This is a genomic window from Parafrankia colletiae (assembly GCF_001854655.1).
GTDB lineage: Bacteria > Actinomycetota > Actinomycetes > Frankiales > Frankiaceae > Parafrankia > Parafrankia colletiae.
Window position 1 is genome coordinate 1 of record NZ_MBLM01000080.1, and the last position, 22,769, is coordinate 22,769.

23 protein-coding genes are annotated in these 22,769 nt (G+C 71.8%); 1 reads left to right on the top strand and 22 read right to left on the bottom strand.

Going from position 1 to position 22,769, the window contains the following annotated elements:
- Positions 1-592: RNA-guided endonuclease TnpB family protein (locus CC117_RS09310; protein WP_131803040.1), on the top strand; the 592-nt coding region annotated here is incomplete at its 5' end.
- Positions 593-655: 63 nt separating this feature from the next.
- Here CC117_RS09310 and CC117_RS09315 read toward each other — a convergent pair.
- From CC117_RS09315 to CC117_RS09415, 22 genes are all read right to left on the bottom strand, one after another.
- The gene (locus CC117_RS09315) at positions 656-1,024 is read right to left on the bottom strand and encodes a hypothetical protein (protein WP_071083341.1); all 369 of its coding nucleotides are present in this window, start codon (positions 1,022-1,024) and stop codon (positions 656-658) included.
- 249 nt (positions 1,025-1,273) lie between these two features.
- Complete coding sequence (locus tag CC117_RS09320; RefSeq protein WP_241829961.1) at positions 1,274-2,104, bottom strand: nitroreductase family protein; 831 nt, start codon at positions 2,102-2,104, stop codon at positions 1,274-1,276.
- A 127-nt stretch (positions 2,105-2,231) separates the two neighbouring features.
- Positions 2,232-4,565 (bottom strand): xanthine dehydrogenase family protein molybdopterin-binding subunit, encoded by a 2,334-nt coding sequence (locus tag CC117_RS09325; RefSeq protein ID WP_071083342.1) that lies wholly within the window; start codon positions 4,563-4,565, stop codon positions 2,232-2,234.
- 76 nt (positions 4,566-4,641) lie between these two features.
- Positions 4,642-5,829 carry an XdhC family protein gene (locus tag CC117_RS09330; protein ID WP_084131805.1) on the bottom strand — a complete coding sequence of 396 codons (1,188 nt, stop codon included), beginning with the start codon at positions 5,827-5,829 and terminating at the stop codon, positions 4,642-4,644.
- A complete protein-coding gene (locus CC117_RS09335; RefSeq protein WP_071083343.1) occupies positions 5,822-6,952 on the bottom strand; it encodes a vWA domain-containing protein in 1,131 nt (376 codons plus the stop codon). The genes CC117_RS09330 and CC117_RS09335 overlap by 8 nt, the downstream gene beginning before the upstream one ends.
- Positions 6,953-6,955: 3 nt before the next feature.
- A complete protein-coding gene (locus CC117_RS09340) occupies positions 6,956-7,852 on the bottom strand; it encodes an AAA family ATPase (protein ID WP_071083344.1) in 897 nt (298 codons plus the stop codon).
- Between the two features lie 53 nt (positions 7,853-7,905).
- Positions 7,906-8,688, bottom strand: a complete 783-nt coding sequence (locus CC117_RS09345; RefSeq protein ID WP_071083345.1) for an SRPBCC family protein — start codon at positions 8,686-8,688, stop codon at positions 7,906-7,908.
- A gap of 14 nt (positions 8,689-8,702) precedes the next feature.
- Positions 8,703-8,873 carry a hypothetical protein gene (locus tag CC117_RS37940; RefSeq protein ID WP_198541785.1) on the bottom strand — a complete coding sequence of 57 codons (171 nt, stop codon included), beginning with the start codon at positions 8,871-8,873 and terminating at the stop codon, positions 8,703-8,705.
- Entirely contained in the window at positions 8,870-9,340 is a 471-nt protein-coding gene (locus CC117_RS09350; RefSeq protein WP_071083346.1) for a (2Fe-2S)-binding protein, read from the bottom strand. The genes CC117_RS37940 and CC117_RS09350 overlap by 4 nt, the downstream gene beginning before the upstream one ends.
- The gene (locus tag CC117_RS09355; protein ID WP_071083347.1) at positions 9,333-10,208 is read right to left on the bottom strand and encodes an FAD binding domain-containing protein; all 876 of its coding nucleotides are present in this window, start codon (positions 10,206-10,208) and stop codon (positions 9,333-9,335) included. The genes CC117_RS09350 and CC117_RS09355 overlap by 8 nt, the downstream gene beginning before the upstream one ends.
- Positions 10,209-10,678: 470 nt before the next feature.
- The gene (gene mftR / locus CC117_RS09360; protein ID WP_018636435.1) at positions 10,679-11,281 is read right to left on the bottom strand and encodes a mycofactocin system transcriptional regulator; all 603 of its coding nucleotides are present in this window, start codon (positions 11,279-11,281) and stop codon (positions 10,679-10,681) included.
- Positions 11,282-11,320: 39 nt separating this feature from the next.
- Positions 11,321-12,850, bottom strand: coding sequence for a mycofactocin biosynthesis glycosyltransferase MftF (mftF, locus tag CC117_RS09365; RefSeq protein ID WP_071083348.1), 1,530 nt, complete (start codon positions 12,848-12,850; stop codon positions 11,321-11,323).
- Complete coding sequence (locus CC117_RS09370; RefSeq protein ID WP_071083349.1) at positions 12,847-13,665, bottom strand: mycofactocin-coupled SDR family oxidoreductase; 819 nt, start codon at positions 13,663-13,665, stop codon at positions 12,847-12,849. The genes mftF and CC117_RS09370 overlap by 4 nt, the downstream gene beginning before the upstream one ends.
- Positions 13,662-14,438 (bottom strand): mycofactocin biosynthesis peptidyl-dipeptidase MftE, encoded by a 777-nt coding sequence (gene mftE / locus CC117_RS09375; RefSeq protein WP_071083350.1) that lies wholly within the window; start codon positions 14,436-14,438, stop codon positions 13,662-13,664. Before mftE ends, CC117_RS09370 begins: the two co-directional genes overlap by 4 nt.
- Positions 14,435-15,631, bottom strand: coding sequence for a pre-mycofactocin synthase MftD (gene mftD, locus CC117_RS09380; RefSeq protein ID WP_071083351.1), 1,197 nt, complete (start codon positions 15,629-15,631; stop codon positions 14,435-14,437). Before mftD ends, mftE begins: the two co-directional genes overlap by 4 nt.
- Positions 15,632-15,680: 49 nt before the next feature.
- Positions 15,681-16,964, bottom strand: coding sequence for a mycofactocin radical SAM maturase (mftC, locus tag CC117_RS09385; protein ID WP_071083352.1), 1,284 nt, complete (start codon positions 16,962-16,964; stop codon positions 15,681-15,683).
- On the bottom strand, positions 16,961-17,275 hold the full coding sequence (mftB, locus tag CC117_RS09390) for a mycofactocin biosynthesis chaperone MftB (protein ID WP_084131809.1): 315 nt from the start codon (positions 17,273-17,275) through the stop codon (positions 16,961-16,963). Before mftB ends, mftC begins: the two co-directional genes overlap by 4 nt.
- A 7-nt stretch (positions 17,276-17,282) precedes the next feature.
- Positions 17,283-17,510 carry a mycofactocin precursor MftA gene (gene mftA / locus CC117_RS09395; protein WP_071083353.1) on the bottom strand — a complete coding sequence of 76 codons (228 nt, stop codon included), beginning with the start codon at positions 17,508-17,510 and terminating at the stop codon, positions 17,283-17,285.
- 177 nt (positions 17,511-17,687) lie between these two features.
- A complete protein-coding gene (locus CC117_RS09400; RefSeq protein WP_071083354.1) occupies positions 17,688-18,503 on the bottom strand; it encodes a mycofactocin-coupled SDR family oxidoreductase in 816 nt (271 codons plus the stop codon).
- A gap of 158 nt (positions 18,504-18,661) precedes the next feature.
- The gene (locus CC117_RS34455; RefSeq protein ID WP_071083355.1) at positions 18,662-19,468 is read right to left on the bottom strand and encodes a TolB family protein; all 807 of its coding nucleotides are present in this window, start codon (positions 19,466-19,468) and stop codon (positions 18,662-18,664) included.
- Positions 19,469-20,021: 553 nt separating this feature from the next.
- Positions 20,022-21,299: a HAMP domain-containing protein gene (locus CC117_RS09410; protein ID WP_071083356.1), complete on the bottom strand. Its 1,278-nt coding sequence runs from the start codon at positions 21,297-21,299 to the stop codon at positions 20,022-20,024.
- The gene (locus CC117_RS09415; RefSeq protein ID WP_071083357.1) at positions 21,296-21,952 is read right to left on the bottom strand and encodes a response regulator transcription factor; all 657 of its coding nucleotides are present in this window, start codon (positions 21,950-21,952) and stop codon (positions 21,296-21,298) included. The genes CC117_RS09410 and CC117_RS09415 overlap by 4 nt, the downstream gene beginning before the upstream one ends.
- Positions 21,953-22,769: the final 817 nt, after the last annotated feature.

A 22,769-nucleotide genomic window follows, 5' to 3' on the forward strand; every position in this document is an offset into this window, starting at 1 on the left:
GGTCGGGATCGACGCGGGGATCACGTCACTGGTCACCTTCTCCACCGGGGAGAAGGTGGCCAACCCTCGGCACGAGAAGGACGACCGGGCCCGGCTCGCCCGCGCCCAGCGGGCGCTGTCCCGCAAGGAGAAGGGTTCGGTGAACCGGGCGAAGGCCCGCGCCCGGGTGTCGAGGATCCATGGTCGGATCGCGGACCGGCGSCGCGATCATCTGCACAGGCTGTCCACGAGGATCATCCGTGAGAACCAAACGGTGGTCATCGAGGACCTGTCTGTGCGTTCCATGGTCCGCAACCACTCACTGGCGCGCGCGATTTCCGATGCGTCCTGGTCGGAGCTGCGGCGGATGCTGGAGTACAAGGCCGACTGGTAYGGCCGCACCGTCATCGCGATCGACYGGTTCTAYCCGTCGTCCAARACCTGTTCGGTGTGCGGGTCGAGGGTGGGRAAGCTGCCGCTCGACGTTCGGGAATGGGCCTGCCATTGCTGTGGCACGGTCCACGATCGGGACGTGAACGCGGCGACGAACGTTCTGGCCGTGGGGCTCGCGGTTGCTGCCTGTGGAGATGGAGTGAGACCGCCTCGCTCCTAGGAGTGGGAGGCGTCCGTTGATGAAGCAGGAACCTGTATCGCGAGGTACAGGAATCTCCGGCCTTCAGGCCGGAGAGGATGTCAACGAATAGGCCAGACCGAACAGGACGGCCACCGCACACAGCATGTTGATGAGCCGCCGATGCGGCCACTGCTGGTCGAATGCCTCGGCCGCCACGGTGTTGTGCCAGACATCGACGCTCGGCAGGGTCCGGGTGAAGAGCGCGTGGGCGGGAAGCGGGCCGTCCGCCGTCCGCTGGGTGATGACGTCCAGGACGAGGGCCTCGTGGCGGGCCAGCGGCGCGTCGACGGGCCTGGCTGACCTCTGGGCGAGCAGCCACGGTGGTCGTCCCGCCAGACGTCGACGAAACCCCGGTGGGCCAGGTCCAGAACGGTCGCCGCGACCGCCGAATCCCAGGCTTCGCGCCGCCATCGGGCGTCCTCCGCCGCCCGGCGCTCCTGTTCCGCGCCGTCCTCGCTGTCGTCGTCACCGGAGAGCGGGCTGTCCGGCTGTGCTGCGACCAGCGACGGAGCCGGCCCCCATCGGAACCGGCGTGCGCGCTGTCGCCGTTCCACCGCCAGCATCAGCCGCACGGCGAGCAGGGCGAGGACGGGGCCGGCCAACACGAGGTGGCTCCCCACGCCGAAGACGCTCCAGGCCGAGAACGCCTCTAACGCAATGTCACCGCGGCCCTTCGCCGCGCCGTGCGGGCGTTGCCGGCCGGGGCGGGCCCGCCGAGGTGTGTTCCGTTCCGGGCGGGTCGAGCGCCCAGTCCGCCACCCCGCCCCACTCCTCCTCGTACACGAGTTCCGCCAGCGGGCGCCGGCGCACCGGGCCGTGCCGGCCCGCCGGCCTGCCCAGCGTGATCGTGCCGGCGACGAAGGTGTCGTCCGGCACTCCCAGCAGGTCTCTCAGCTCGGCGTCGACGGCGAAGTTCCAGCCGGTGAACGCGCCGCCGTAACCGAGCGCGCGGGCGGCGAGCAGGAGGTTCTGACAGGCCGGATACACCGAGGCGCCTTCGGACGGCGTCGGGTCGCGGTACCGGACCAGGCACGGGAGGATGACCACCGGGATCCGCTCGAACTCGTCGACGAACTGCTGCATCGCGCGGGCCGTCCGGGCCTTGGGCGAGTCGGTCTGCGCCCCTGAGCCACTGTCATATCCGTCTGTCTGGCGTTTTCCGCTCCAGACCCGCCGGGCGGCCTGCCCGATCAGCGTCTTCGCCGCGGCAGCCTTCGGCCCGTCCGTCAGCACGATGAACCGGAACGGCTGCCGGTTGGAGCCGCTCGGCGCCCGGGTGGCGGCGAACAGCATGGCCCGTAACGCCTGGCGCGGCACCGGTTCGTCGGTGTACCGGCGGATGGCCCGCGTCGTCGTCAGCCCTTCCAACAGGCCCACCGTGTCCGCCGGAAGCGGTGCCGCCCAGGTCGTCTCCGCGGCACCGCTCTCCCTTCCGGCGCTCACCTCGCCGGCGTCGGTCTCCTGCGCCGGGTCCGTCTCCCGCCTGGTCATCGATCGGACCCGCCTGCTCGCTCCCGGTGCATACAGCCACCCTTCCATGGCACCGGGGCGGAGGTCGATGTGTGGGTAGACGCCGCTCGGCCGACTGCATCCCGCCCGGCCGCAGGTCGCCGCCGGTCTACGGGGCCGTCCGACCGCCGAGGAGCGTGACGATGGAGGCCGGGGTGAGCGGCAGGTGGGTGATGGTGACGCCGAACGGGGCGAGCGCGTCGGCCACCGCGTTGATGACGGCGGGGGGTGCGCCGATCGCGCCGCCCTCACCGACGCCCTTGTGGCCGCCCGGCCCCGGGCCCGGCGTCTCCAGGTGGACGTGCTCGATCTCGGGAACCTCGGCGATCGTGGGCAGCAGGTAGTCGATGAAGGTGGTCGCGACCGGGTTGCCGTCGTCGTCGTAGGCGAGGTCCTCGTAGAGGGCACCGCCGATGCCCTGCACGGTGCCGCCGTCGATCTGGCCCTCGACGATGTTCGGGTTGATCCTCGGCCCGCAGTCCTCGCTGACGATGTAGCGCAGGAACGTGACGACCCCGGTCACGGTGTCGACCTCGCAGGTGCACACGTGCGTGGCGTTGGCCCAGAGCATCGGGGCCTGCACCTGGTGCCGGCCGCTGGCCTCCAGCCCCGGCTGCACACCGGGCGGGAGGCTGCCGGGCTCGAAGTACGCGATGTTCGCGATCTCGGYGATCGACAGGCCGACCGTCGGGGTGCCGCGCACGGTGGCCYGGCCGTTCCCGAGCTCGATGTCGTCGACCGCGGCCTCCAGCCGGTGCGCGGCGATCGCCACGATGCGCTCGCGCAGGATCTCCGCCGTCGACCCGACCGCGCCGGCGATCATCGAGCCGCTGCGGCTGCCGCCGGTGCCACCACCGAAGGGCGTGACGGCGGTGTCGCCCTGGATGCTGTTCACATCGTCGATGTCGACGCCGAGCACGTCGGCGGCGATCTGGACGGCGGTGGTCTCCAGGCTGTTGCCGGTCGAGCCACCGGCGACGTACACGTTGACCGTGCCGGTCGGCTCGATGCGGATGGTCGCGCCCTCGGTCGCGTAGTACGGCATGCCGGCGGTGGTCGGCTCGACGTAGCTGCAGGTGCCGACGCCGATGTAGCGTCCGTTCGCGAGGGCCTCGGCCTGCTCGCGGCGGAAGGCGTCGTAGTCGAGCAGGGTCAGCGCCTCCTCGAACACCTCGCGGGGCGACATGTGGTCGTAGGGCATCCCGCAGGGGTTCACGTGCGGCATGTCCGCGCGGGCGAGGAAGTTACGCCGGCGCAGCTCGATCGGGTCGATGCCCATGTGCCGGGCCGCGTTGTCGAGCAGCACCTCGCGGGCGACCGACTCGTACTGCCACGGCCCGCGGTACGCACCGCGGCCCAGCGTGTTCGAGAACACCGACGTCGTCGACCAGGTCGCGAGCGGCACGCGGTACGGGCCGGGGAACATCAGGCAGACCGCCACCGAGGTGCCCACCGGCCACGGCGTCGGGTACGCCCCGACGTCCTGCACATGGTCGATCTGCGCGGCGAGAATGGTGCCGTCCGCGTCGAAGGCCATGYGTGTCAGGGCGTGCTCATGCCGGGCCATGTTGCCGGCCATGAGGTTCTCGCGCCGGTCCTCGATCCACTTCAGCGCCGCCGGGACCTTCTTCGCGGCGAGCAGCATGCACATGTCCTCGCGCATCGCCTGGACCTTCTGCCCGAAGCCGCCACCGGCGTCCCGCATGATCACTCGGACGCGGTGCTCCGGCAGGCCGAGCAGCCGCCCGGCGAACGCCCGCAGCTCGTGCGGCGCCTGCGACGTCGCCCAGATGGTGAGCTCCCCGCCCGACCACTCCACGACGATGCCCCGGGTCTCCATCGGTACCGGGGCGTACGCCTGCTGGTAGACGGTCCCGGTCTCGACATGGGCGGCGGTCCGGCAGACCTCGTCGATCTCGTCCGGCGGCGCCCCGCGCAGTTCTCCGGCGACGTTGTTGGCGTAGGCCTCGTGCACGCGCTCGCCGGAGGCCTGCGCGTGCTCGTAGTTCGCTACCGCGGGCAGCGGATCGTAGTCGACGTCGACGAGTTCCATCGCGTCCTCGGCGACGTAGCGGTTCACCGCGACGACGAGCGCGACGGGATCGCCGACGAAACGCACCTCGCCCTCCGCGAGAGCCGGCCGCGGGGTGTCCGGGACGTCGCGCCCGACGACTGCGTGCCACTGCTCGTGGACGCCGGGATTGAGGTCCGAGGCGACGAACACGGCATGCACCCCGTCGAGCGCGAGCGCCGCCGACGTGTCGATGCTGACGATGCGCGCCCGGGCGAACGGGCTGCGCACGAAGCACGCGTGCAGCATCCCGGGCCGCGTGATGTCGTCGACGAACGTGCCCTGCCCGGTCAGCAGCCGCGGGTCCTCGACTCGTCGTACCCGGGCACCGGTGTAACGGGCAGCGGCCGTCGTGACGGCGACATCCGTCATCATTTCCTCCACAGTGGCAGTAGTTCGAGATCGGAGCCGGTCACAGCATCGGAGTCCGTCACGGCATCGGAGTCGGTCACGGCGGCGAGCTCGTCGCGGCGGTCCCGCCGCTGAGGGCGCGGTTGTCACCGGCACCTGCCCGGGCGGCGAGGGCACGGCCGTCGTCGTGGTGGATGGGGCCTGAGACGGAGCTCAGGTGCGCACCTGACCCACCCCAGCGGGACGCGATGATCTCCGCCGCGATGGAGACGGCGGTTTCCTCCGGGGTTCGGCCGCCGATGTCGAGGCCGATGGGAGCGCGTAGCCGGGCGAGGTCCGCCGCGGTGAACCCGCGTTCCCGCAGGCGTGCGAGGCGGTCGTTGTTCGTGCGCCGCGATCCCATGGCACCGAGGTAGGCCAGCGGCGTTCTCAGCGCCACCTCGAGCAGCGGGACGTCGAACTTCGGGTCGTGGGTGAGGACGCACACGACGGTGCGTTCGTCGACCTCGGTGTGGGCGAGGTACCGGTGCGGCCACTCGACGACGACCTCGTCGGCGTCGGGGAACCGCTGCCGCGTCGCGAAGGTCGCGCGCGCGTCGCAGACGGTGACCCGGTAGCCCAGGAAGGTGCCGATGCGTGCCACCGCGGCGGCGAAGTCGATCGCGCCGAACACGATCATCCGCGGGCGCGGTGCGTAGGAGGCGACGAAGACGGCGACGTCGGTGCCGCGCCGCTCCCCGCGTGGGCCGTAGCGCAGGACCGCGGTGGTTCCCCGCTCCAGCAGGCCGCGGGCGTCGTCGCGGACGGCGTCGTCGAGACGGGGCCCGCCGAGCGAGCCCGTGACGGTGTCGGGCCGCACGACGAGCCGGGCCCCGACCGGGCTGTCGGCGACCCCGCTGACGAGGGTCGCCACCGCCACCGGACGTCCGGCCCGGATGTCGTCGACGACCTCACCCAGCTCGGGGAAGGTCTGCTGGCTGACGGGTTCGACGAAGACGTCGATGATCCCGCCGCAGGTGAGACCGACCGAGAACGCGTCATCGTCGCTGACGCCGTAGCGCCGCAGTTGCGGGGCGGCGGTCGTCCGGCACGCGCCGGCGAGTTCGTAGACGTCGCCCTCGACGCATCCGCCGGAGACACTGCCCGCGGCCGTGCCGTCGGGGGCGACGAGCATCGCGGCGCCGGGCTGGCGCGGCGCGGACTTCCAGGTGCCCACGACGGTGGCCAGGCCGACTGTCTCGCCGTCGGACCACCACCGGTGGAGCTCCTCGAGCACATCACGCATGGAGGATCACCTCTGCCAGTTCCTGGAGTGCGTCGAACGTGTGCCCGGCCAGCAGCTCGTCGACATGGGGGAGGGCGGCTGCCATCCCGGCCGCGACCGGTGCGAAGCCTTCCCGCCCCCGGTGCGGGTTGACCCACAGGACCCGGTGGGAGAGCCGGGAGAGCCGGGCGGTCTGCTCGCCGAGCAGGGTCACGTCGCCACGCTCCCACCCGTCCGAGACGAGCACGGTGACGGCCTGTCGGGTGGCGCCGCGCTGGCCCCACAGGTCAAGCATCGCCCGCAGGGACTCGCCGAGCCTGGTGCCGCCGCTCCAGTCCGGGATGGCTCTGCCGGCCGCGTCGAGTGCCTCCTGCGGATCGCGCAGGCGCAGGTGAGGCGTGAGCCGGGTCAGCCGGGTACCGACGGTGAACACCTCGGTGCCGGCGGGCCGCACCCGCATCGCCGCGTGGGCGAAGCGCAGCATCAGGTCCGCGTAGGGGGCCATCGAACCGCTGACGTCGATGAGCAGCACCAGCCGGCGGGCACGCACCCGGCGGCGGAGTGTGGGCAGCCGTGCGGGCTCGCCGCCGCGGACCATGCCGCGCACCGTCCGCTGCAGGTCGAGGCGCCGGCCGCGGCCGGGCTGCCAGCGGTGGGTGCGGCGCAGCCCCGCCCGGGGAGCGAGCAGCGCGACGAGGCGGTTCACCTCGGCCCGCTCCGCCGTGGTGAGCTGCGTGACGTCCTTGTGGCGCAGGCGTTCGGCCTCGCTGGCGGCGACCGCCAGCTCGTCCTCGTCCCCCTGGGCGTCGTGGCCCGGCGGGGCCTGGGACGACGCGAGCGCCACACGGATCGCACCGGCCCGCGCCGGTGGCGGTGGCGGGGCCGGAGGTCCGCCGGCGTGCGCGGCTGGGCCGAACCACTCCTCGAACAGGGTGTCGTACCTGGCCAGGTCGTCCGGCTCGGCGCACAGGGTCAGCCGGCCGGCCCAGTACACCGCGGTGGGATCAGTCGCGTCGAGGTGCGCGACCGCCTCGACCGCGGCGGCGAGCCGGCTGGTGTCGGCCGGGACACCCTGGGAGCGGAGCATGCGGGCGAAGCCGGTCAGGGCAACCACCGGGTCGGGTGCGATCGGGGCGTGGTCCATGGCTCAGCCTCCGAGTAACTCGCCGAGGCTGCGCTCCACCCGGACGAAGTCCTCGCGGTACTTCACCACCGCGCCGAGGGTGGCTCGCGCCGCGTCCTCGTCCAGACGGCTGGCGCCGAGGGTGTGCAGAGCGTGCGCCCAGTCGATCGTCTCGGCCACGCCGGGCGGTTTGAGGAGGTCGGCCGTGCGGAGCCGGCCCGCGGTCCGGGCGACGTCGGCGACGAGCCGTACCGCCGCGTCGGGGACCCGTGACCGCACGATCGCGACCTCCCGGTCGAAGTCGGGGTGCGCGAGCCACAGGTAGAGGCAGCGACGCTTGAGCGCGTCGTGCACCTCGCGGGTGCGGTTCGAGGTGATCACGGTCAGCGGGGGGACGTCCGCCGCGATCGTGCCGATCTCCGGCACCGTCACGGCGTTCTCGGCCAGCACCTCCAGCAGGAACGCCTCGAACTCGTCGTCGGCGCGGTCGATCTCGTCGATGAGCAGGACGGCGGGGCTCTGCTCGAGAGCGAGCAGGATCGGCCTGGCGATCAGGAACCGCCGGTCGTACAGGGACGCCTCGAGATCCCCTCGGTCACCGGCGCCACCAGAGCCGGCGGCGGGGTCGGAGCCCGCGGCGCGCAGATGCAGGATCTGCCGCGGGAAGTCCCAGTCGTAGAGCGCCTGACTGGCGTCGATGCCCTCGTAGCACTGCAGGCGCAGGAGCCGGACGCCGCAGATCTCCGTCAGCGCGTGCGCCAGGGCGGTCTTGCCGACTCCCGGGTCGCCCTCCACGAACAGCGGCCGGTGCATCCTCATCGCGAGGAACACCGCGGTGGCGATCCCCGGGCTCGGCAGATAGCCGGCCGCTTCGAGGGCGTCCGCCACGGCGGTCGGGTCGGCGAAGTCGGGGAACGACATGACGGGAGCTACCACCGCTCAACTCGTGCAGGAACGCGGACGGAGCGGGACCTCTATCCGCAGAGCCGCTGCCGTGCCCTGCGCAGCAGAGCGTTCAGCAGCCAGCCCGCCAGGAAGGYGGCGAGCAGCGGGGCGGAGTGCTTCAGCACCGGCGCCCCCGCCGTGCCGAGCAGATCGACGGGCTCGGCCACCGGCTGGTTGATGACACGCGTGGCCGGCTTCGTCGGCGTCACCGGCGCTGCGGCTCCGGCCGGGTCGACGGCGGCGGGAGCCGCAGCGGATCCGGTCGAGGGAGCCGCGGCCACGCCGGGAGCGGACGCGGCCGGAGCCGCCGCGGAGGTGGCCACGGCCGCCGGCGCGGGTTCGGAGGCGGGCGGAGTGGTGTCGTCGTCGCCCTTGAGCACGGTTGACTCGAGGGAGTCGACGAAGCGGCCCAGCAGGCTGGCGCTGACGTCGGCGATCACACCGCGGCCGAACTGGGCGACCTTGCCGGTGATGTGCAGGTCGGTCAGCACGACGGCCTTCGTGCCGTCGCCGTCGGGGGCGAGGGTGACGGTGATGGTGGCCGACGCGTTGCCCTGGCCGCGGGTCTCCTTGCCGTCGGCCTTGAGGACCGCGCGATGCGTCGCCTCGTCACGTTCGAGGAAGGTCGCTGTTCCCTTGTACTGGGCGGTGATCGGGCCCACCTTGACCTTCACGGCACCGCGGTACTCCTCGCCGGCGACCTCCAGGAGCTGGGCGCCCGGCATGCAGGGTGCGATGCGTTCGAGGTCGGTGAGAACCGCCCAGGTGGTGGCGGGGCTGGCGGCGACGCGGAACTCGTTGGTCAGTTCCATGGGAAATCCGTCTCCTAGAAAATGCGAACCCGGGCGCGGCGGACCCGCCGCTGCTTCGGGGCCCGGTAGAGGTCGTCGTGGGGAGAACGGCCGCGGCCGGGGTCCGCGGCCCGGGCCGCGGGCAGCTGTGACAGCCCGGGCACACCCGGGCCCGGGTGCGCCGCCGGCGGCCCGACAGCGGTCACGGCGTGCTGCGCGCCGCGGCCCGCACGGCCTTCATGATCCCCTGATAGCCCGTGCAGCGGCAGATGTTGCCGGACAGGCCGGCGCGGATCTCGTCGTCGGACGGGTCGGGGTTGTCACGGAGGAACGCGGTCACCGAAACGACGAAACCAGGCGTGCAGAAGCCGCACTGGAGGCCGTGGTGATCGCGGAACGCCTCCTGCACCGGTGACAGCGCGTCAGGCTCACCCAGCCCCTCGATCGTGGTGACCTCGGCGCCGTCGGCCTGCACCGCGAGGACGAGGCAGGCCCGTACCGCCGCGCCGTCCAGCAGGACCGTGCACGCGCCGCACACCCCGTGCTCGCACCCGAGGTGTGTCCCGGTGAGGTGGCAGTGCTCCCGCAGGTAGTCGGCCAGCGTCAGACGTGGTTCGACCCGCCCGCGGCGCGCGAGGCCGTTGACGCGCGTCTCGATCTCGATCTCATCCATGGAGTGCCTCCTGCGCCGCGCGCCGCCAGGCACGGGCCACCATCGCGGCGCCGACGCGCCTGCGGTAGTCGGCCGACCCGTGGAGGTCGGCCGGGACGGACCTGAGGACGGCCATCGCCGCCTCGCCGACGCCCTGGGCGTCGACGTCGGCGATGGCTGTGCCGGTGACAGTCGCCTCCGCGGCGGTGGCGCGTTCCGGTGTCGAGCCGAGGCCGAGCAGGCCGATCGCGCACCGCCCGACGCGCCCGTCGTCGTCGAGTTCCAGGGCGACGGTCGCGCCCGCCACGGCGAAGTCACCGTGGCGCCGGGCGAGCTCCTCGATCGCATGCCCGCTGCGGCCGCCCCAGACCGGGAAGGTGACGCCGGTCAGGATCTCGTCGTCGGCGAGCGCCGTTGTCCACGTACCGGTGAAGAAGTCGGCCGCGGGGATGGTGCGCTGCCCGCGGGGCGACACCGTCTCCAGCTCCGCCTCCAGCGCCAGCGCGACGGCCGGATACTCGGCAGCCGGGTCCGCATGGGCGATCGCACCGCCGATCGTGCCGCGGTTGCGGATCTGGAAATGACCGATGAAGGGTGTCGCCCGGCTCAGCAGTGGGACCGCCTCGGCGACCTCGGCGGACGAGCCGACCGCCGCGTGGGTGGTGCCGGCGCCGAGACGGATCGTGCCGCCCCGGCGCTCGAGACCCCGCAGCTCCGGTATGCGGCCGAGATCGATCAGATGATCAAAGACCGCGAGGCGCAGGGCGAGCATGGGAACGAGGCTCTGCCCGCCGGCGAGGACCTTGGCGCCGTCGCCGTGCTCGGCGAGCAGCGCGACAGCCTCGTCGAGGCTGGATGGCGCGTGGTAGGCGAACGGCGCCGGTTTCACGGGAGCGACCTCTCCGGAACACCGGGAGCGGCGCCGCCCGCGCCACTCCACCCGAGCCGCACCTGCGTGCGCCCGAGGTGCTTACCTGCGTCCTGTCTGGGCCACCGTAACATCGCGTGCCCGCGCCCCTTCGTGTTCGCATCAACGTGCTCGTACCGACGCTCTCGTGCGTCGTGTTTATCAGTGGACGGGAAGTCCGAACCGGCCTGCTGAACACTCGTTTTAGCACAGATCCGCACGGGCGTCAGCTTATGATCCGCGTACTGCCTATCGATGGTCCGCCCGTGCACATACGCGGCGCGGACACATGTTGGCCGGCCGCGTCGCGGTGGGTGCCCTGATATCTGCCGCCGCCCACCCACCATAACCTAATGCCCGCTGGATGCCGGGCCGTGGGAGGGCCCGGAATACGCCCGTGCCCCGGCGGAGTGACACAGGCCAGCGGCCCGGCGACTCAGCGGAGAACGGCGTCAGGGACGCTGGTCGGCGAAGTACAGCCGAAGCCCGGACAGTGCCTCGTCGAGAAAATCTCCGATCGTTCCGTCCTCGTGGTCGAGCCACTGCTCGTAGGCGGAGAGGGCCAGCGCCAGGGTTACCTGGCCCACCGTACGCGGCAGCAGGTCGCCGGGGTCCACGGCGTGCCGCGCCGCGACGTAGGAGGCTATGACCTCACGCCACTGCCGGTATTTCAGTGCCGAATGCGCCTGCAGGGCAGGCGTCCTGAGCAGCAGGATCATTCGCTGCCGGTGCTGGGCAATGGCCTCGGTCGGGAACAGGTTGAACGCGAGCACCGCCCGGTGTACGGCTTCGAACACCGGGATGTCATGCGGCATCGCCTCCAGGGAAGCCTGAAGCCCGGCGAGACTCTCGTCGAACCGACCCCACGGAATATCATTCTTGGATGGGTAGTACCTGAGTAGCGTCCTCCTTCCGATACCGGCGGCCTGGGCTATCGCATCCAGGGTGGTGGCGTCGAAGCCGCGTTCGGCGAAAGCTGCGAATGCCGCCCGCTCGATCGCGCCGTGATCGGTGACGGGTGGGCGGCCCTTCGGGCGCCTCGGCAGGTCGGCCATAGACATCGAAATCTACTGACCCGGCCGGGCGGCGGGCCGTCAGGGTCCGGTGCCTCCCATCGCGGGAGCGTTCCCGTCACGTCCCGGTCGCCGACCGCGGCGTGCCGGCGCCCGGCCTCGGTGCGGCGGGAACGAGGGAAGCAGGGGGCGGGGCGAGCCGCCTCTGAGCGCACCGGCCCACAGGCCCGCGCCGTAGGCGATGTCGTCGAGGCGGCGGGCCAGGACGAAGCGCGCCGGGTCCAGCGAGGGAACGGACCGGCGGTAGTCGAGGAGGCCGTCGAGGATCGCCGCGGTCAGGACCGCACGGCGCAGGCGGCGGGAGACCAGGCAGCCGGGGAGGCTCAGCGGCCACCAGTGGCGGAGCAGGAGCGCGCTGGTCTGGCTGGCGGTGGCGGCCAGACCGCGGCCGGCGAGGTCGGCGGTCAGCCGCGCGCGGTCACAGTCGCGGGGCAGAACGCGGGTGAGACGGGTACACATCACCGCGACCAGGGTGAGGGCTGCGGGGACCGACCACCGCCGCTGAGCCAGCAGCACCGCGGCCGTGGCACCGGCCAGGGGAGTGAGCACTGCGGGTGCCACGGCGGCGCCGTGCCGGCGGGCCAGCTGATGCGCGCCCGTCCCGTAGAAGGCCTTGCGGTTCAGCCAGGCTGCTGGCCGGGTCCGGTGGTCGTGCCAGGCGGTGACGGCGGGCTCGTACCGGACCTGCCGTTCCTGCGCGACCATTCGCCAGACCAGGTCAACATCCTCGGCGACGCGCATGCTGTCTGTGAAGCCGTCGCCGAGGGCGTCGACCCGGGCCACCAGGCAGGCACCGGGAACCCAGCCGACGCGGGAGTGCGGGTGTACCAGCGCGGCGTCCGGGCCGGCGTCGAGCGACGAGCGCGCGTTCTCGTAGCGGGAGATCCAGTTGGGTCTCCCGGTGGTGGGAAGACCCAGGATCCGGGGCGTGACAGCGGCGACGCGGGGGAGGTGGAGGTGCCGCGCCAGCATCACCAGGCTGTCCGCGGCGACGACGACGTCGGAGTCCACGAAGGCGACGAACGGGGTGGCGACCGCCGCCAGCCCCGCGTTGCGGGCACCGGCGGGGCCACGGTTGTGGGGGAGCGCCACCAGCTCGGCGCCGTGCCGCGCCGCCACTCGGGCGATGGTGGCAGGGTCGCGCGAGTGGTCGTCGACGACGACCACCCGCAGGCCGCCGCCGAGGCCTGCCAGCAGCCGGTCCAGGGCCTGCTCGCGATCGCGGACGGGAACCACCACCGTCAGCTGGGACGGGTCGGCCGGTGGCAGCGCGCTCAGCACCGGGCCGGCGGCACCGCAGGCGAGCAACCGGTCGGCGAGCTTCCCGGACAGGTCGTCGACCACGTGGACCTGGCGGCCGACCAGGTGTTGCGCGGCTCTTTCCTGCAGCCGCAGCAGCCGCGGCGGTGCGCCGCCGACCAGCGTCCGGCCGTCGTCGTACACGCGGACGTCGCGGCCGAGCTCGACGACGAGGCCGCGTTCAGGGCCGCGGCCGGGTCCGACGGCGGGGCCCGGCTCGACGGCGGGGCCGGGAGGCTGGTGGGGGCTCATCCGCGGAACCCGCCCTCGGCACTGACCACGGAGCCGGTCAGGACGCCCCCGGCGGGGGAGCAGCAGAAGGCGATGGTCTCGGCGATCTCGGCCGGCTCGATCAGCCTGCCGGTGAGCTGGGAGGAAGCGAAGGTCTCGACGTCCGCCAGCTCGTACAGCGACGCCGTGGCGTCCAACATCGAGGTGCGGGTCGAGCCGGGCGCGACGGCCACGGCGGTGACGCCGGTGTTGACCAGGTCCGCTGCCAGGCCCCGCACCAGGCCGATCACGGCGTGCTTGGCCGTGCAGTAGGCGGTCAGGTGGAACAGGCCGCGTGCACCTGCGGCCGAGGCGACGGCGACGAACCGGCAGCCGGCGGGGTCCGGGCCGCCGAGCATGAGGGGCACGGTGGCCGCGGCGGTGTTCCAGACGCCCAGGACGTCGACGTCCCACAGGGTCTGCAGGTGGGCGGCCGGTGTCTCCCAGAGCGGACGGCCCCCGACGATGACGGCCGCCGCGGCCACGGCGGCGTCCAGACGGCCGAAGCGCTCGACCGCGGTGGCCGCGGCGGCATCGATCGCCGCGCGGTCGCGCACGTCGGCCACGACCGCGACCACCTGGCCGGGATGGTCGTCGCACAGGGCCTGTAACTGGTCCTTGTCGGCCAGCGGGTACGCGACACCCGGCAGGTCCGTCTCCGCCGCCYCCCCCGCACAGCTGTCGACGGCGACGACGCGGTACCCCTGCCGGCACAGCGCGCGGACGGTCGCCGCGCCGATCCCGCGGGCCGCCCCGGTCACCAGCGCGACGCGGCCCGGCTCGACCGGCGGGCTCATGCCGGCGCCGCCGCGGGCAGGGGCGCGCGGAGACGGCCGTCGGTGTCGACGGCCCCACCGTCCACCAGCTCGCAGACCTCTGTGATCATGCTGTTCAGGAGGTGTTCCCCGTCGCGGGCGGTGGCGGCGGTCGGGTCGCCGAGCACCCCGGACGGCGAGACGGCGGCCACCCCGCCCGTCCTGATGGCGGGCAGCAGCTCGGGAAGGCCCGCGGTGTTGCCCGCGGCCGCCCTGGTCATGTCCACCTGGTGCGGAGCCAGGTGCAGCATCAGTGAGGTCTCGGTGAACCCCGCGTGCGCGTCGACGGCCCCGGTTCCGGTCCCGGCCCCGGTCACGCACGGCACCCACGCGGCGTCGTGCTGCTCGCGGCGCAGCTGGGCGACGGCCGCGGACAGGTAACGCAGGTTGCCGCCGTGCGCGTTGACGAACACGACCCGTCCGCACCAGGTGGCCGCGGAACGGACCAGCTCCACCAGCATCAGGTGCAGGGCCTGGCCACCGATGGAGATCGTGCCCGGGAACGACTGGTGTTCCCCGCTGGCCGTGTACGCGATCGCGGGCGCGACCAGTACCGGTTCGTCGGGACGCCGATCGTGCAGACGCTGTGCCGCGCCCTCGGTCACCGCGACGGCGAGCGTGGTGTCGGTGGCCAGGGGCAGGTGGGGCCCGTGCTGCTCGACGGCCCCCACCGGGACGAGGAGCAGCGGCCTGCGGGGGACGAGCGGCCAGGGGTGTTCCGCCAGATCCGGGGGCGCCGGTGGCCTGGCTGTCATTGCCCGGCCGCGGAGCCGAGCGAGCCGAGTGTCCGGGTGAAGCCCGCGGGTACCAGGACGTCGTCCGGGGTCAGCTCGTGGATGGAGGAACGCCCGAGCGCCAGCAGAGTCGAGTCGATCCCGTTGCGCAGGACGTCCAGGACGTTCTCGACGCCGGCCTGTCCGGCGGCGGCCAGCCCCCACAGGTAGGCGCGGCCGATCATGACCGCCCGTGCGCCGAGGGCGAGGGCCTTCACGACGTCCCCGCCCCGGCGGATCCCGCCGTCCATGAGCACTTCGATGTCGGTGCCGACCGCGCCCACGATCGCCGGCAGCGCCCGGATCGGGGCGGGGGTGCCGTCGAGGTTGTTGCCGCCGTGGTTGGAGACCGAGATCGCGCTGACCCCGGCGTCGACCGCGCGGCGGGCGTCGTCTACCCGGGAGACGCCCTTGAGCATGAACGGCCCGTCCCACTGCTCCCGCAGCCAGGCGATGTCCTCCCAGCTGGCCGGTGGTGTCTGCATCCACTCGCCGTACGCGCCGAAGAAGACCGGGGCCTGCTCGCCGGGTTCGGCGAGGTTCGGCACGCTCAGGTCGGGAAGGTGCCCGGTGCGCAGGTACTCGAACAGCCATCGGGGCCGGGTGATGCCCTGGGGCGCCAGCTTGGCCATGGTCCTCAGGTCGAGCCGTTCGGGGATCCACGGGCTGCCCCAGTCCCGGCTGTGGGAGAAGGACCAGTCCAGCGTGACGATCAGGCCGACCGCGCCGGCCTGGCGGGCGTGCTCCATCCGCCGGATCATCCAGTCCCGGGAGCCCATCCAGTAGATCTGGAAGAAGGTCTGCGGGTTGGCCGCGACGACCTGGTCGATCGGCTTGCTGGCGAAGGAGGACAGACCCATCGCCGTGCCGCGGGCGGCAGCCGCCCGGGCGACCGCCACCTCGCCGTCGGGGTGCACCGCCTGGACCCCGGTCGGAGAGATGACCACCGGCAGGGAGATCGGCTGACCCAGCACCGTGGTCTGCAGGTCACGCTTGGGCGACAGCCCGGCGACATGCGGCGCGAAGCCGAGCTCGTCGAACGCCGCGGTGTTGTCCCGGTACGACACACCCGCCTCCGAGCCGGCCAGCAGCGCGCTGTACACCGACGTCGGCAGCCGACGGCGTGCCCGCCGCTGTGCCTCTGCGACCGACTCGAACCATGAGTTGCTCATCATCCACCTCTCGCGGCGCTCCGCTGTGGGAGCAGCCGCGTCCGATCACGTCTCAGCCCGTGGGTGTGAAGCCCGCCAACGGGTTCTCGGCGCACGCCGGGACCGGCGGTGCCGTCACTGCGATCGGCGGAGCCGCCACCGCGGTCGGTGGGGGGCCGATCTGGACCAGCACCGGCTCGCCGGCGGACCGCGCCCTGCGGCCGGTTCGGTGCGAGTGGTCGTGGTCCGCCGCCGGCACGGTTCGTCCGGGATCGGCCAGGGCCTGCTGCCCGTAGCCCTGCACACACTCCGGGTCCGGTCCGTCCAGTGGCAGGCCGGTGAAGAACTTGGCCGCCATGCATCCGCCCCGGCAGGCGTCGTAGAACCCGCACGCCGAGCAGGCACCGCCGCTCTGCGGCTCGCGCAGCTCCCGGAACAGCTCGCTGGTGCGCCACACCGGGGCGAAGCCGCCGTCGGCGACGACGTTGCCGGCCCGGAAGGTCTCGTGAATGGTGAACGGGCAGGCGTAGACGTCACCCACCGGGTCGATGAGGCAGACCACCCGCCCCGCCCCGCACAGGTTCAGGCCGGGCAGCTTCTCGCCGAAGCCGGCCAGGTGGAAGAACGAGTCCCCGGTCAGGACCTTCTCGCCCGCCCCCACCAGCCAGTCGTAGAGGTCCCGCTGCTGCTGCGCGGTCGGATGCAGCTCGTCCCAGACGTCCGCGCCGCGCCCGGAGGGGCGCAGCCGGGTGAGCCGCAGCGTCGCACCGTGGTCGTCGGCGATGCGCTGGAACTGGTCGAGCTGGCCGGCGTTCTCCCGGGTCACCACGACGGACACCTTCGCGTCCCGGAACCCGGCCTCGGCCAGGTTGTCCAGCGCCCGCAGGGCCATCTCGAACGATCCCCGACCCCGTACCCGGTCGTTGACCTCCGCGGTGGCGCCGTCCAGCGACACCTGGACGTCCACGTAGTCGGTGCGGGCCAGCTGCCGGGCCCGCGCCCGGTCGAGGCGCACGCCGTTCGTGGAGAACTTCACGCCCACGTGGCGGTCGACCGCGTACCGCAGCAGGTGCCAGAAATCCGGGCGGACGGTCGGTTCCCCGCCGCCGATGTTGACGTAGAAGACCTGCATCGCCTGGAGCTCGTCGATGATCGCCTCGCACTGCGCGGTGCTCAGCTCGCGTGGGTCACGACGACCGGAGGACGACAGRCAGTGCACACACGACAGGTTGCAGGCGTAGGTCAGCTCCCAGGTCAGACAGATCGGCGCGTCCAGTCCGCGCTCGAACCGCTRCACCAGGGAGACGGCGGAGGGACTGGACGTCCCGTCAGCCGGGGCGTCGGTCAGGGTGGTCATCGGGCCTCTCCCGGGGTCTCGCGATGACGGATCACATCGGCGTCGGCGAGGCCGCGCAGCGCGCGGGCGTAGGCGGCCCACTGACCGGCGGGTACACCCGCCCTGGTCAGCGCGGTTCGCACGTCCGGCGCGGCGCCCAGACCGCGCACGACCTCGACCAGTTCCGGGCGCTTGAGAAAGATCAGTCGGCGGTTGTCGAAGTGGTAGGCGAGTGCCCCGAACGGCTCGGGGCGCAGCGCCACCACCCGTGACAGCTCCCACGCCTCGTCGAGGATCGTGTCCACCTCGTCGGCGGCAGCGCCCGGCAGCACGGCGGTGTCAGTAGACGCCGCACATGCCGTCGATCGAGACCTCCTCGATCAGAGCGTCCTCCTCGAGCGGAGCCTGCGCGGTCGTGTCGTCGATCCCGAGGTCGGTGGCCCCGCCGGACTGCCCTGCACTCGCGGGTGTGATCGGTGTCTGCACGATGTCTCCTTCGTCGTCTCCCGCCGCCGCGGACGTCGTGACCGCCGCGGTCGGGAAGCCGAGGACCGTGCGAATCACCATATTGGCACCGAGCGCCAAAATAAAGCGTTAGGTCGCGATGAACTCGGTCGGTGACCCCGCGACGCCGCTGTCGGCCGGGCCCTCGGCCGCACCGCCGGCCCCGTACCGGCGACGAGCCCGTACCGGCGACGAGCCCGTACCGGCGGCGCGCCGCCGGTACGGGCTCGTCCGTGCGGGTCAGCGCTTGTTCAGCTGACCGGCGTCCACCGGAACGACCGTGCCGGTCACGTACCGGGCGTCCTCCGACACCAGCCACAGGATGGCGTTGGAGACGTCGACCGGATCAACCGCGTCGACCGGCATCGCGTTGGCCAGCACCCGCGCGAGCTCCGGTGACCCCGCCGTGATGACCGACAGGTCTCCGTTGGCGGCCATGGGTGTCTTGACCGTGGTCGGGGCGACACTGTTGACCCGGATGCTGTACGGGGCCAGGTAGTTGGCCCACGACCGCATCAGCCCGACGACGCCGTGCTTGGCGGCGGTGTAGCCCTGGAACCCCGCGGAGGGAAGGCCCACGCCGATCAGGCCGCCCGTGGAGCTGGTCAGCACGATCGCGCCGCCCTGGTTCCGCTCGACCATCGACGGGATCGCCACCCGGCCGGTGTTCCACACACCGGTGAGGTTGACGCTGATGACGTCGGCCCACTGGTCGTCCTCCGTGGCCATTCCACCGGGCCCGATGCCGGCGTTCGCCAGGACGATGTCGACCGGGCCCAGCTCGGCGGTGCCGTCGTCGAAGGCCTGCTGCAGCGCGGGCAGGTCTCGGACGTCGGCCTGCCTGGCGACGATCCGCCGGCCCAGCCCCTCCACCTCCTTCACGGTCTGCGCCAGGTCCTCCGGGGTGGACATCGGGTAGGGCACCGATGCAATCTGGGCGCAGATGTCGACCGCGATGATGTCCGCGCCCTCCTGGGCTAAACGGATCGCGTGGCTGCGGCCCTGGCCGCGAGCCGCCCCGGTGATGAACGCGATCTTGCCGTCAAGCTTTCCCACTGGATCTCCTCGGCTGGTGCCCGTGATGCGGGAGGAGCGCATCACCGCCCCCCACGCCGTGACTGCCTCCGCCTCGGCCACTGCCGAAGGCGTAAGCGCCCAGTTCGCTGGTGTTTGAACACTAGTTCAATGTTTTGGGTGTGTCACGTCACATCTGCTCACGTCTGGTTGGCCGGCTGCGGGTGGGCCCTGCCGTCGCCGGCGGCGTTGATCCGCTGGCCCTGATAACCGCCGCGGTCGCCGTGGCTGTCGATGAGGATCGGTTGGAAGAACCGCCGCTGCCCGTTGTTGCGGGTCGACGAGGTCGCACTGGTGGTGATCATGTCCGTGATCGGCGGGACGCCGCGCATCCCGGCCAGGAACATCTGGCGGTCGGAGCCGCGGGTGTCCATGGCCACGGTCCACCTGCCGTCGGGGGAGAGGTCGACCGGATCGACGTACTCCGGATTCGAGGTCAGGCGGCGGACCTTGCCCGTGCTCAGGTCGGCGGCGAACACGTCGATGTTGGACGACTCCTCGGGGTACCCGATGTAGGTGACCTCCCGGCCGTCCGCGCTGAAGCCGCGCAGCTCACCGACGGACAGTGCCTCGCGGTCGTAAACCAGCCTGCGCGGGTCCTTCGGGTCGACGGACATCGGCTGGGTGTCGGCCGGGTCGAACAACCGGGTCACGGTGACCACGTCGTAGCGCGGTGCCATGGGTGTGCCGGTGGTCGGCGTCGGGATGAACTCCAGACGTCCGAGATAGGCGAACTGGCCGAACCGCCCGTTCGCGATGGTGAAGCTGCTGAAGCCGAGGTGGACGTCGTCCGGATGGATACGCAGCTCGCGGATGCTCCCGCCCCTGCCGGAGTCGTCCGCGGTGTTGTTCCACCGGATGGGATAGATGTGCGTCTCGGCCGGGGATAGTCCCTCGCCTCGTTGGTGCCCACCGCGTTCGCGGCCGGCACCCCGCAGGTCAAGCACTTCCAGGCGTCGCCGTTGGGAAAGGCCCTCCCGTCGGTTCGCACGATGATCAACTGGTCGCCGCTGTACACGCTCGCGGGGTCGGGCGCGGCGGGCGCGCCGGCGAAGGAGACCCGGGCTGTGACATGGGCGCCGTCCGGCAGGTAGCCGCCCGACTGGAAGCCCCCGCTCCTGCTGATGCACCCCGTGCGGCGCGGGTTGGCGGCAGCCGTGCACGCACCCGGATCGGTGCCGGGTGCGACCGGCGGCAGTGGCAGCTCACGGACGGAGATCGGCTCCGGCGCCGGCGGTGCGGGAACCCCGCCGGCCGGCCTCCCGGTGTCGGCCGGCCGGTCCGGTTGCGAGTCCGAACACGCCGGAACCGCCACCAGGACCGCGGCCAGGCAGCCGAGTAACCACCGTGACCTCCGTGGTCGTGGTCGTGTTCGTGATGATGTTGATCGGGATGCTGCTGATCGCGATGGTGCGGATGTCGACCTCGGCACGGCGTGCTCCCCACGGACAACGGCGACGAATGTCGGGGGAAGCTACTGAAAGCCGTGTTAGCAGAGCGTTAGCTGACCGTGGGAACGCCTGGCTCTTCGACTGCCCGCACGGCGGGAATCGTGATGTGGGCCGTGACCTCGCCGGGGCAGCGGGTCCATGCGATGGCGCCGCCATGGGCACGCAGCACCGCGTTCACGATCGACAGCCCTGTCCCGGGCCTGCTGGAGGCGTCGCTGTCGGCCTCGCCGGGTCCGCCGGCCCTGCCGGGTCCGCCGGGAGGGGAGGGCGCAGGGCCGGCGTCCTGGCCGGGCGGCCGGCTGAAGGATTCGGTCGGGGAGGCGACCGAGTTGGCGACGACCAGCCGTGCCATGCCGCTCTCCGGGTCGGGTGCGACCTCGACCCGTACCCAGCCGTCGGCCGCCCGGTTGTGCCGGGCACTGTTGTCCAGCAGGTTCCGCACGAGGCTCTCCACCAGCGCGCGGTCGCAGGCCACCTCGGTGGTTCGCAGGTCCACATCGACGCGCAGCCGGGAGAACGCCGGCCCCTCGACGACCCGGCCCAGGACGTTGCCGACAAGCTCGTCGAGCGCGAACCTCGACTTCTCGAGGGCGCGCAGGTCGACGCGGGAGAGCACGAGCAGCCGCGCCACGAGACGCTCACCGCGGTCGACGGCGTCGCGGACCGCCTCCAGCCGGCAGGCGGTGTCACGGTCGGTCGTGTCGTCGAGCAGCATCGCGATCTCGGTCCGGGTGGTGGCCAGCGGTGTGCGAAGCTCGTGCGCGACCTGGGAGGCGAAGCGGCGCTGTGCGTCGAACGCCAGGGCGAGCCGATCGAGCATCGCGTCGAAGGTGTCGGCGAGTTCCCCGATCTCGTCCTTCGGACCACCGGCCGACACACGCGTCCCGAGGTCCGACACGGACGCCGATCGTGCGCGGACGGTCATCCTCCGGATCGGCCGCAGGATGCTTCCAGCCAACACCCAGGCCGCCCCCACCGCCCCCACGAGCACAGCGGCCAGTCCGACGAACGACCAGCGCCGCGCGCTCGCGAGTGCCTCGTCCATGGGACGTTGCTGGAGAGTGCGCGCCACCTCGCCGACCGTCCTGCCGTCCGGCAGCGGTTGTTCGGCGAACTGCGAGGCGAAAAGCTCCTCCGGATGCTGCCGAATGTGCTGRACCACGGTCGACTGCGAAATGCTCAGCTCATGCAGCAGCGCGCTGTTGAAAGAGTAGACCGACGGGTACTCGACATTCCTGAGCGCGATCGTGTCGACTACCAGGGTTGATGATCCGGCAACGACCAGCGCGGCGGAGATCATAGCGGTGATCCGGGTCCTGATCTTCATTTCAGATGGTATCCGGCGGAGGGAACGGTAATGATGGCCGGCGGATCGCCGAGTTTACGGCGCAGGGCCAGCACGGTGACGCGGACCGCGTTGCTGAACGGATCGAGCCGGTCGTCCCACACACTCTCCATGAGCTGCTCCGCACTGAGTACGGCTCCGTCCGCGAGCATCAGCGTTTCGAGCAGCGCGAACTCGCGGTTGGTGAGACGGAGGTCGCGGTCGCCGCGTAGGGCCGTTCGACGGCTCGCGTCCAACACGATGTCCCGGCATCGCAGCACCGGTGGCGCCGCGCGCTGGCTTCGCCGACCGAGGGCCCGTAACCGTGCCACCAGCTCCCGCATGTCGAAGGGCTTCGGGAGATAGTCGTCCGCCCCGAGCATCAGTCCTTCCACCCGTTCGGAGACGTTGTCCGAGGCAGTGAGCATGAGAACGCGGCTTGGTCGCCGGTCGCCCACGATACGTTCACGCACGGCGTCACCGTGCAGGCCGGGGAGACCGCGGTCCAGGACGACGATCTCGTAGTCGACGACGTCGATCTTCGCGAGCGCGGCATCACCGTCGTGAGCCACATCGACTGCAAAGCGTTCCCGGCGCAGCGCCCGGGTCACTGCGTCGGCGAGTGGCACGTCGTCCTCGACAAGTAACACCCGCATTCGTTCTCCCGTCGTTCGAGGGTGCTCCCCTCACCGCACCGCGACACGTGTCGCATCACTGCCCGGGAGCTCGTCAGTGTAGGGCGTGATCCGGGCGCGCAGGAGCGATCGACACCTCCCGCACGCCGGCACCCACCTCTGGTGTAGCAATCACTTTCAAGATCATCTATCCGGGTTGGCCGTCGACCGGGCCGCCCTGCCTGGTGCGGTACCGAACGATCGCCATGTGGTAGCTGTCCTGAGTCCTGAAGCGGGACGTTCGGCGCCTGACGGTGCTGCGGGGCGGATGAGGGGACTGCCAGGTCAGGTAGCGCTGGGTCGTTTGTGCGTCACTCGCGGCTTCTCTGGCGGATATGCTGGTCACCCGCCTGCCCGGGTCGCGACCGCGGGAGCAGGGGCTTCGCGACAGAAAAGCTCTGCGACGTGGATGGTGTTGGTGTTTCCCCGGATGCGTCTTGCCACGCTCGTGATTCTGTGCTAGAAAGTCTCGCATCGCCTTTGGCGACCGCCTAATACGCTTCATGCCGTCGGCACCATCCTCAGGAGGGGCGCAGGTCAACTGATTGTCAGACGACCAGTTTCGTCGACGAGACGTCTCTTGCCGAAGCCTGCGTGCCTGCGTAGAGGAGCCGTGTATCGATGGGTCTGATGTCGCCGCTGTCGCATCTCGTTGCGGTGACGGTCATCGGGTACCACGAGGTGCGCCTTGGCGTGGGCCCGTTCCCGTCGTCCCGGGTCGTCCGGCGCAATGTCCGTCGGCGCGGCGCATTCGGCCGCCGGAAGCGCTCACGCGCCCGGGGCCCGCACGTTCGTCGTC

Coding starts and splice junctions, on each gene's coding strand:
- CC117_RS09315 (WP_071083341.1), bottom strand. CDS start 1,024: ATGGCGGCGCGAAGCCTGGGATTCGGCGGTCGCGGCGACCGTTCTGGA.
- CC117_RS09330 (WP_084131805.1), bottom strand. CDS start 5,829: ATGCGTGATGTGCTCGAGGAGCTCCACCGGTGGTGGTCCGACGGCGAG.
- CC117_RS09350 (WP_071083346.1), bottom strand. CDS start 9,340: ATGGATGAGATCGAGATCGAGACGCGCGTCAACGGCCTCGCGCGCCGC.
- mftE (WP_071083350.1), bottom strand. CDS start 14,438: ATGACAGCCAGGCCACCGGCGCCCCCGGATCTGGCGGAACACCCCTGG.
- CC117_RS09415 (WP_071083357.1), bottom strand. CDS start 21,952: ATGCGGGTGTTACTTGTCGAGGACGACGTGCCACTCGCCGACGCAGTG.
- CC117_RS09335 (WP_071083343.1), bottom strand. CDS start 6,952: ATGGACCACGCCCCGATCGCACCCGACCCGGTGGTTGCCCTGACCGGC.
- CC117_RS09320 (WP_241829961.1), bottom strand. CDS start 2,104: ATGACCAGGCGGGAGACGGACCCGGCGCAGGAGACCGACGCCGGCGAG.
- CC117_RS09340 (WP_071083344.1), bottom strand. CDS start 7,852: ATGTCGTTCCCCGACTTCGCCGACCCGACCGCCGTGGCGGACGCCCTC.
- mftR (WP_018636435.1), bottom strand. CDS start 11,281: ATGGCCGACCTGCCGAGGCGCCCGAAGGGCCGCCCACCCGTCACCGAT.
- mftA (WP_071083353.1), bottom strand. CDS start 17,510: ATGGTGATTCGCACGGTCCTCGGCTTCCCGACCGCGGCGGTCACGACG.
- mftF (WP_071083348.1), bottom strand. CDS start 12,850: ATGAGCCCCCACCAGCCTCCCGGCCCCGCCGTCGAGCCGGGCCCCGCC.
- mftD (WP_071083351.1), bottom strand. CDS start 15,631: ATGATGAGCAACTCATGGTTCGAGTCGGTCGCAGAGGCACAGCGGCGG.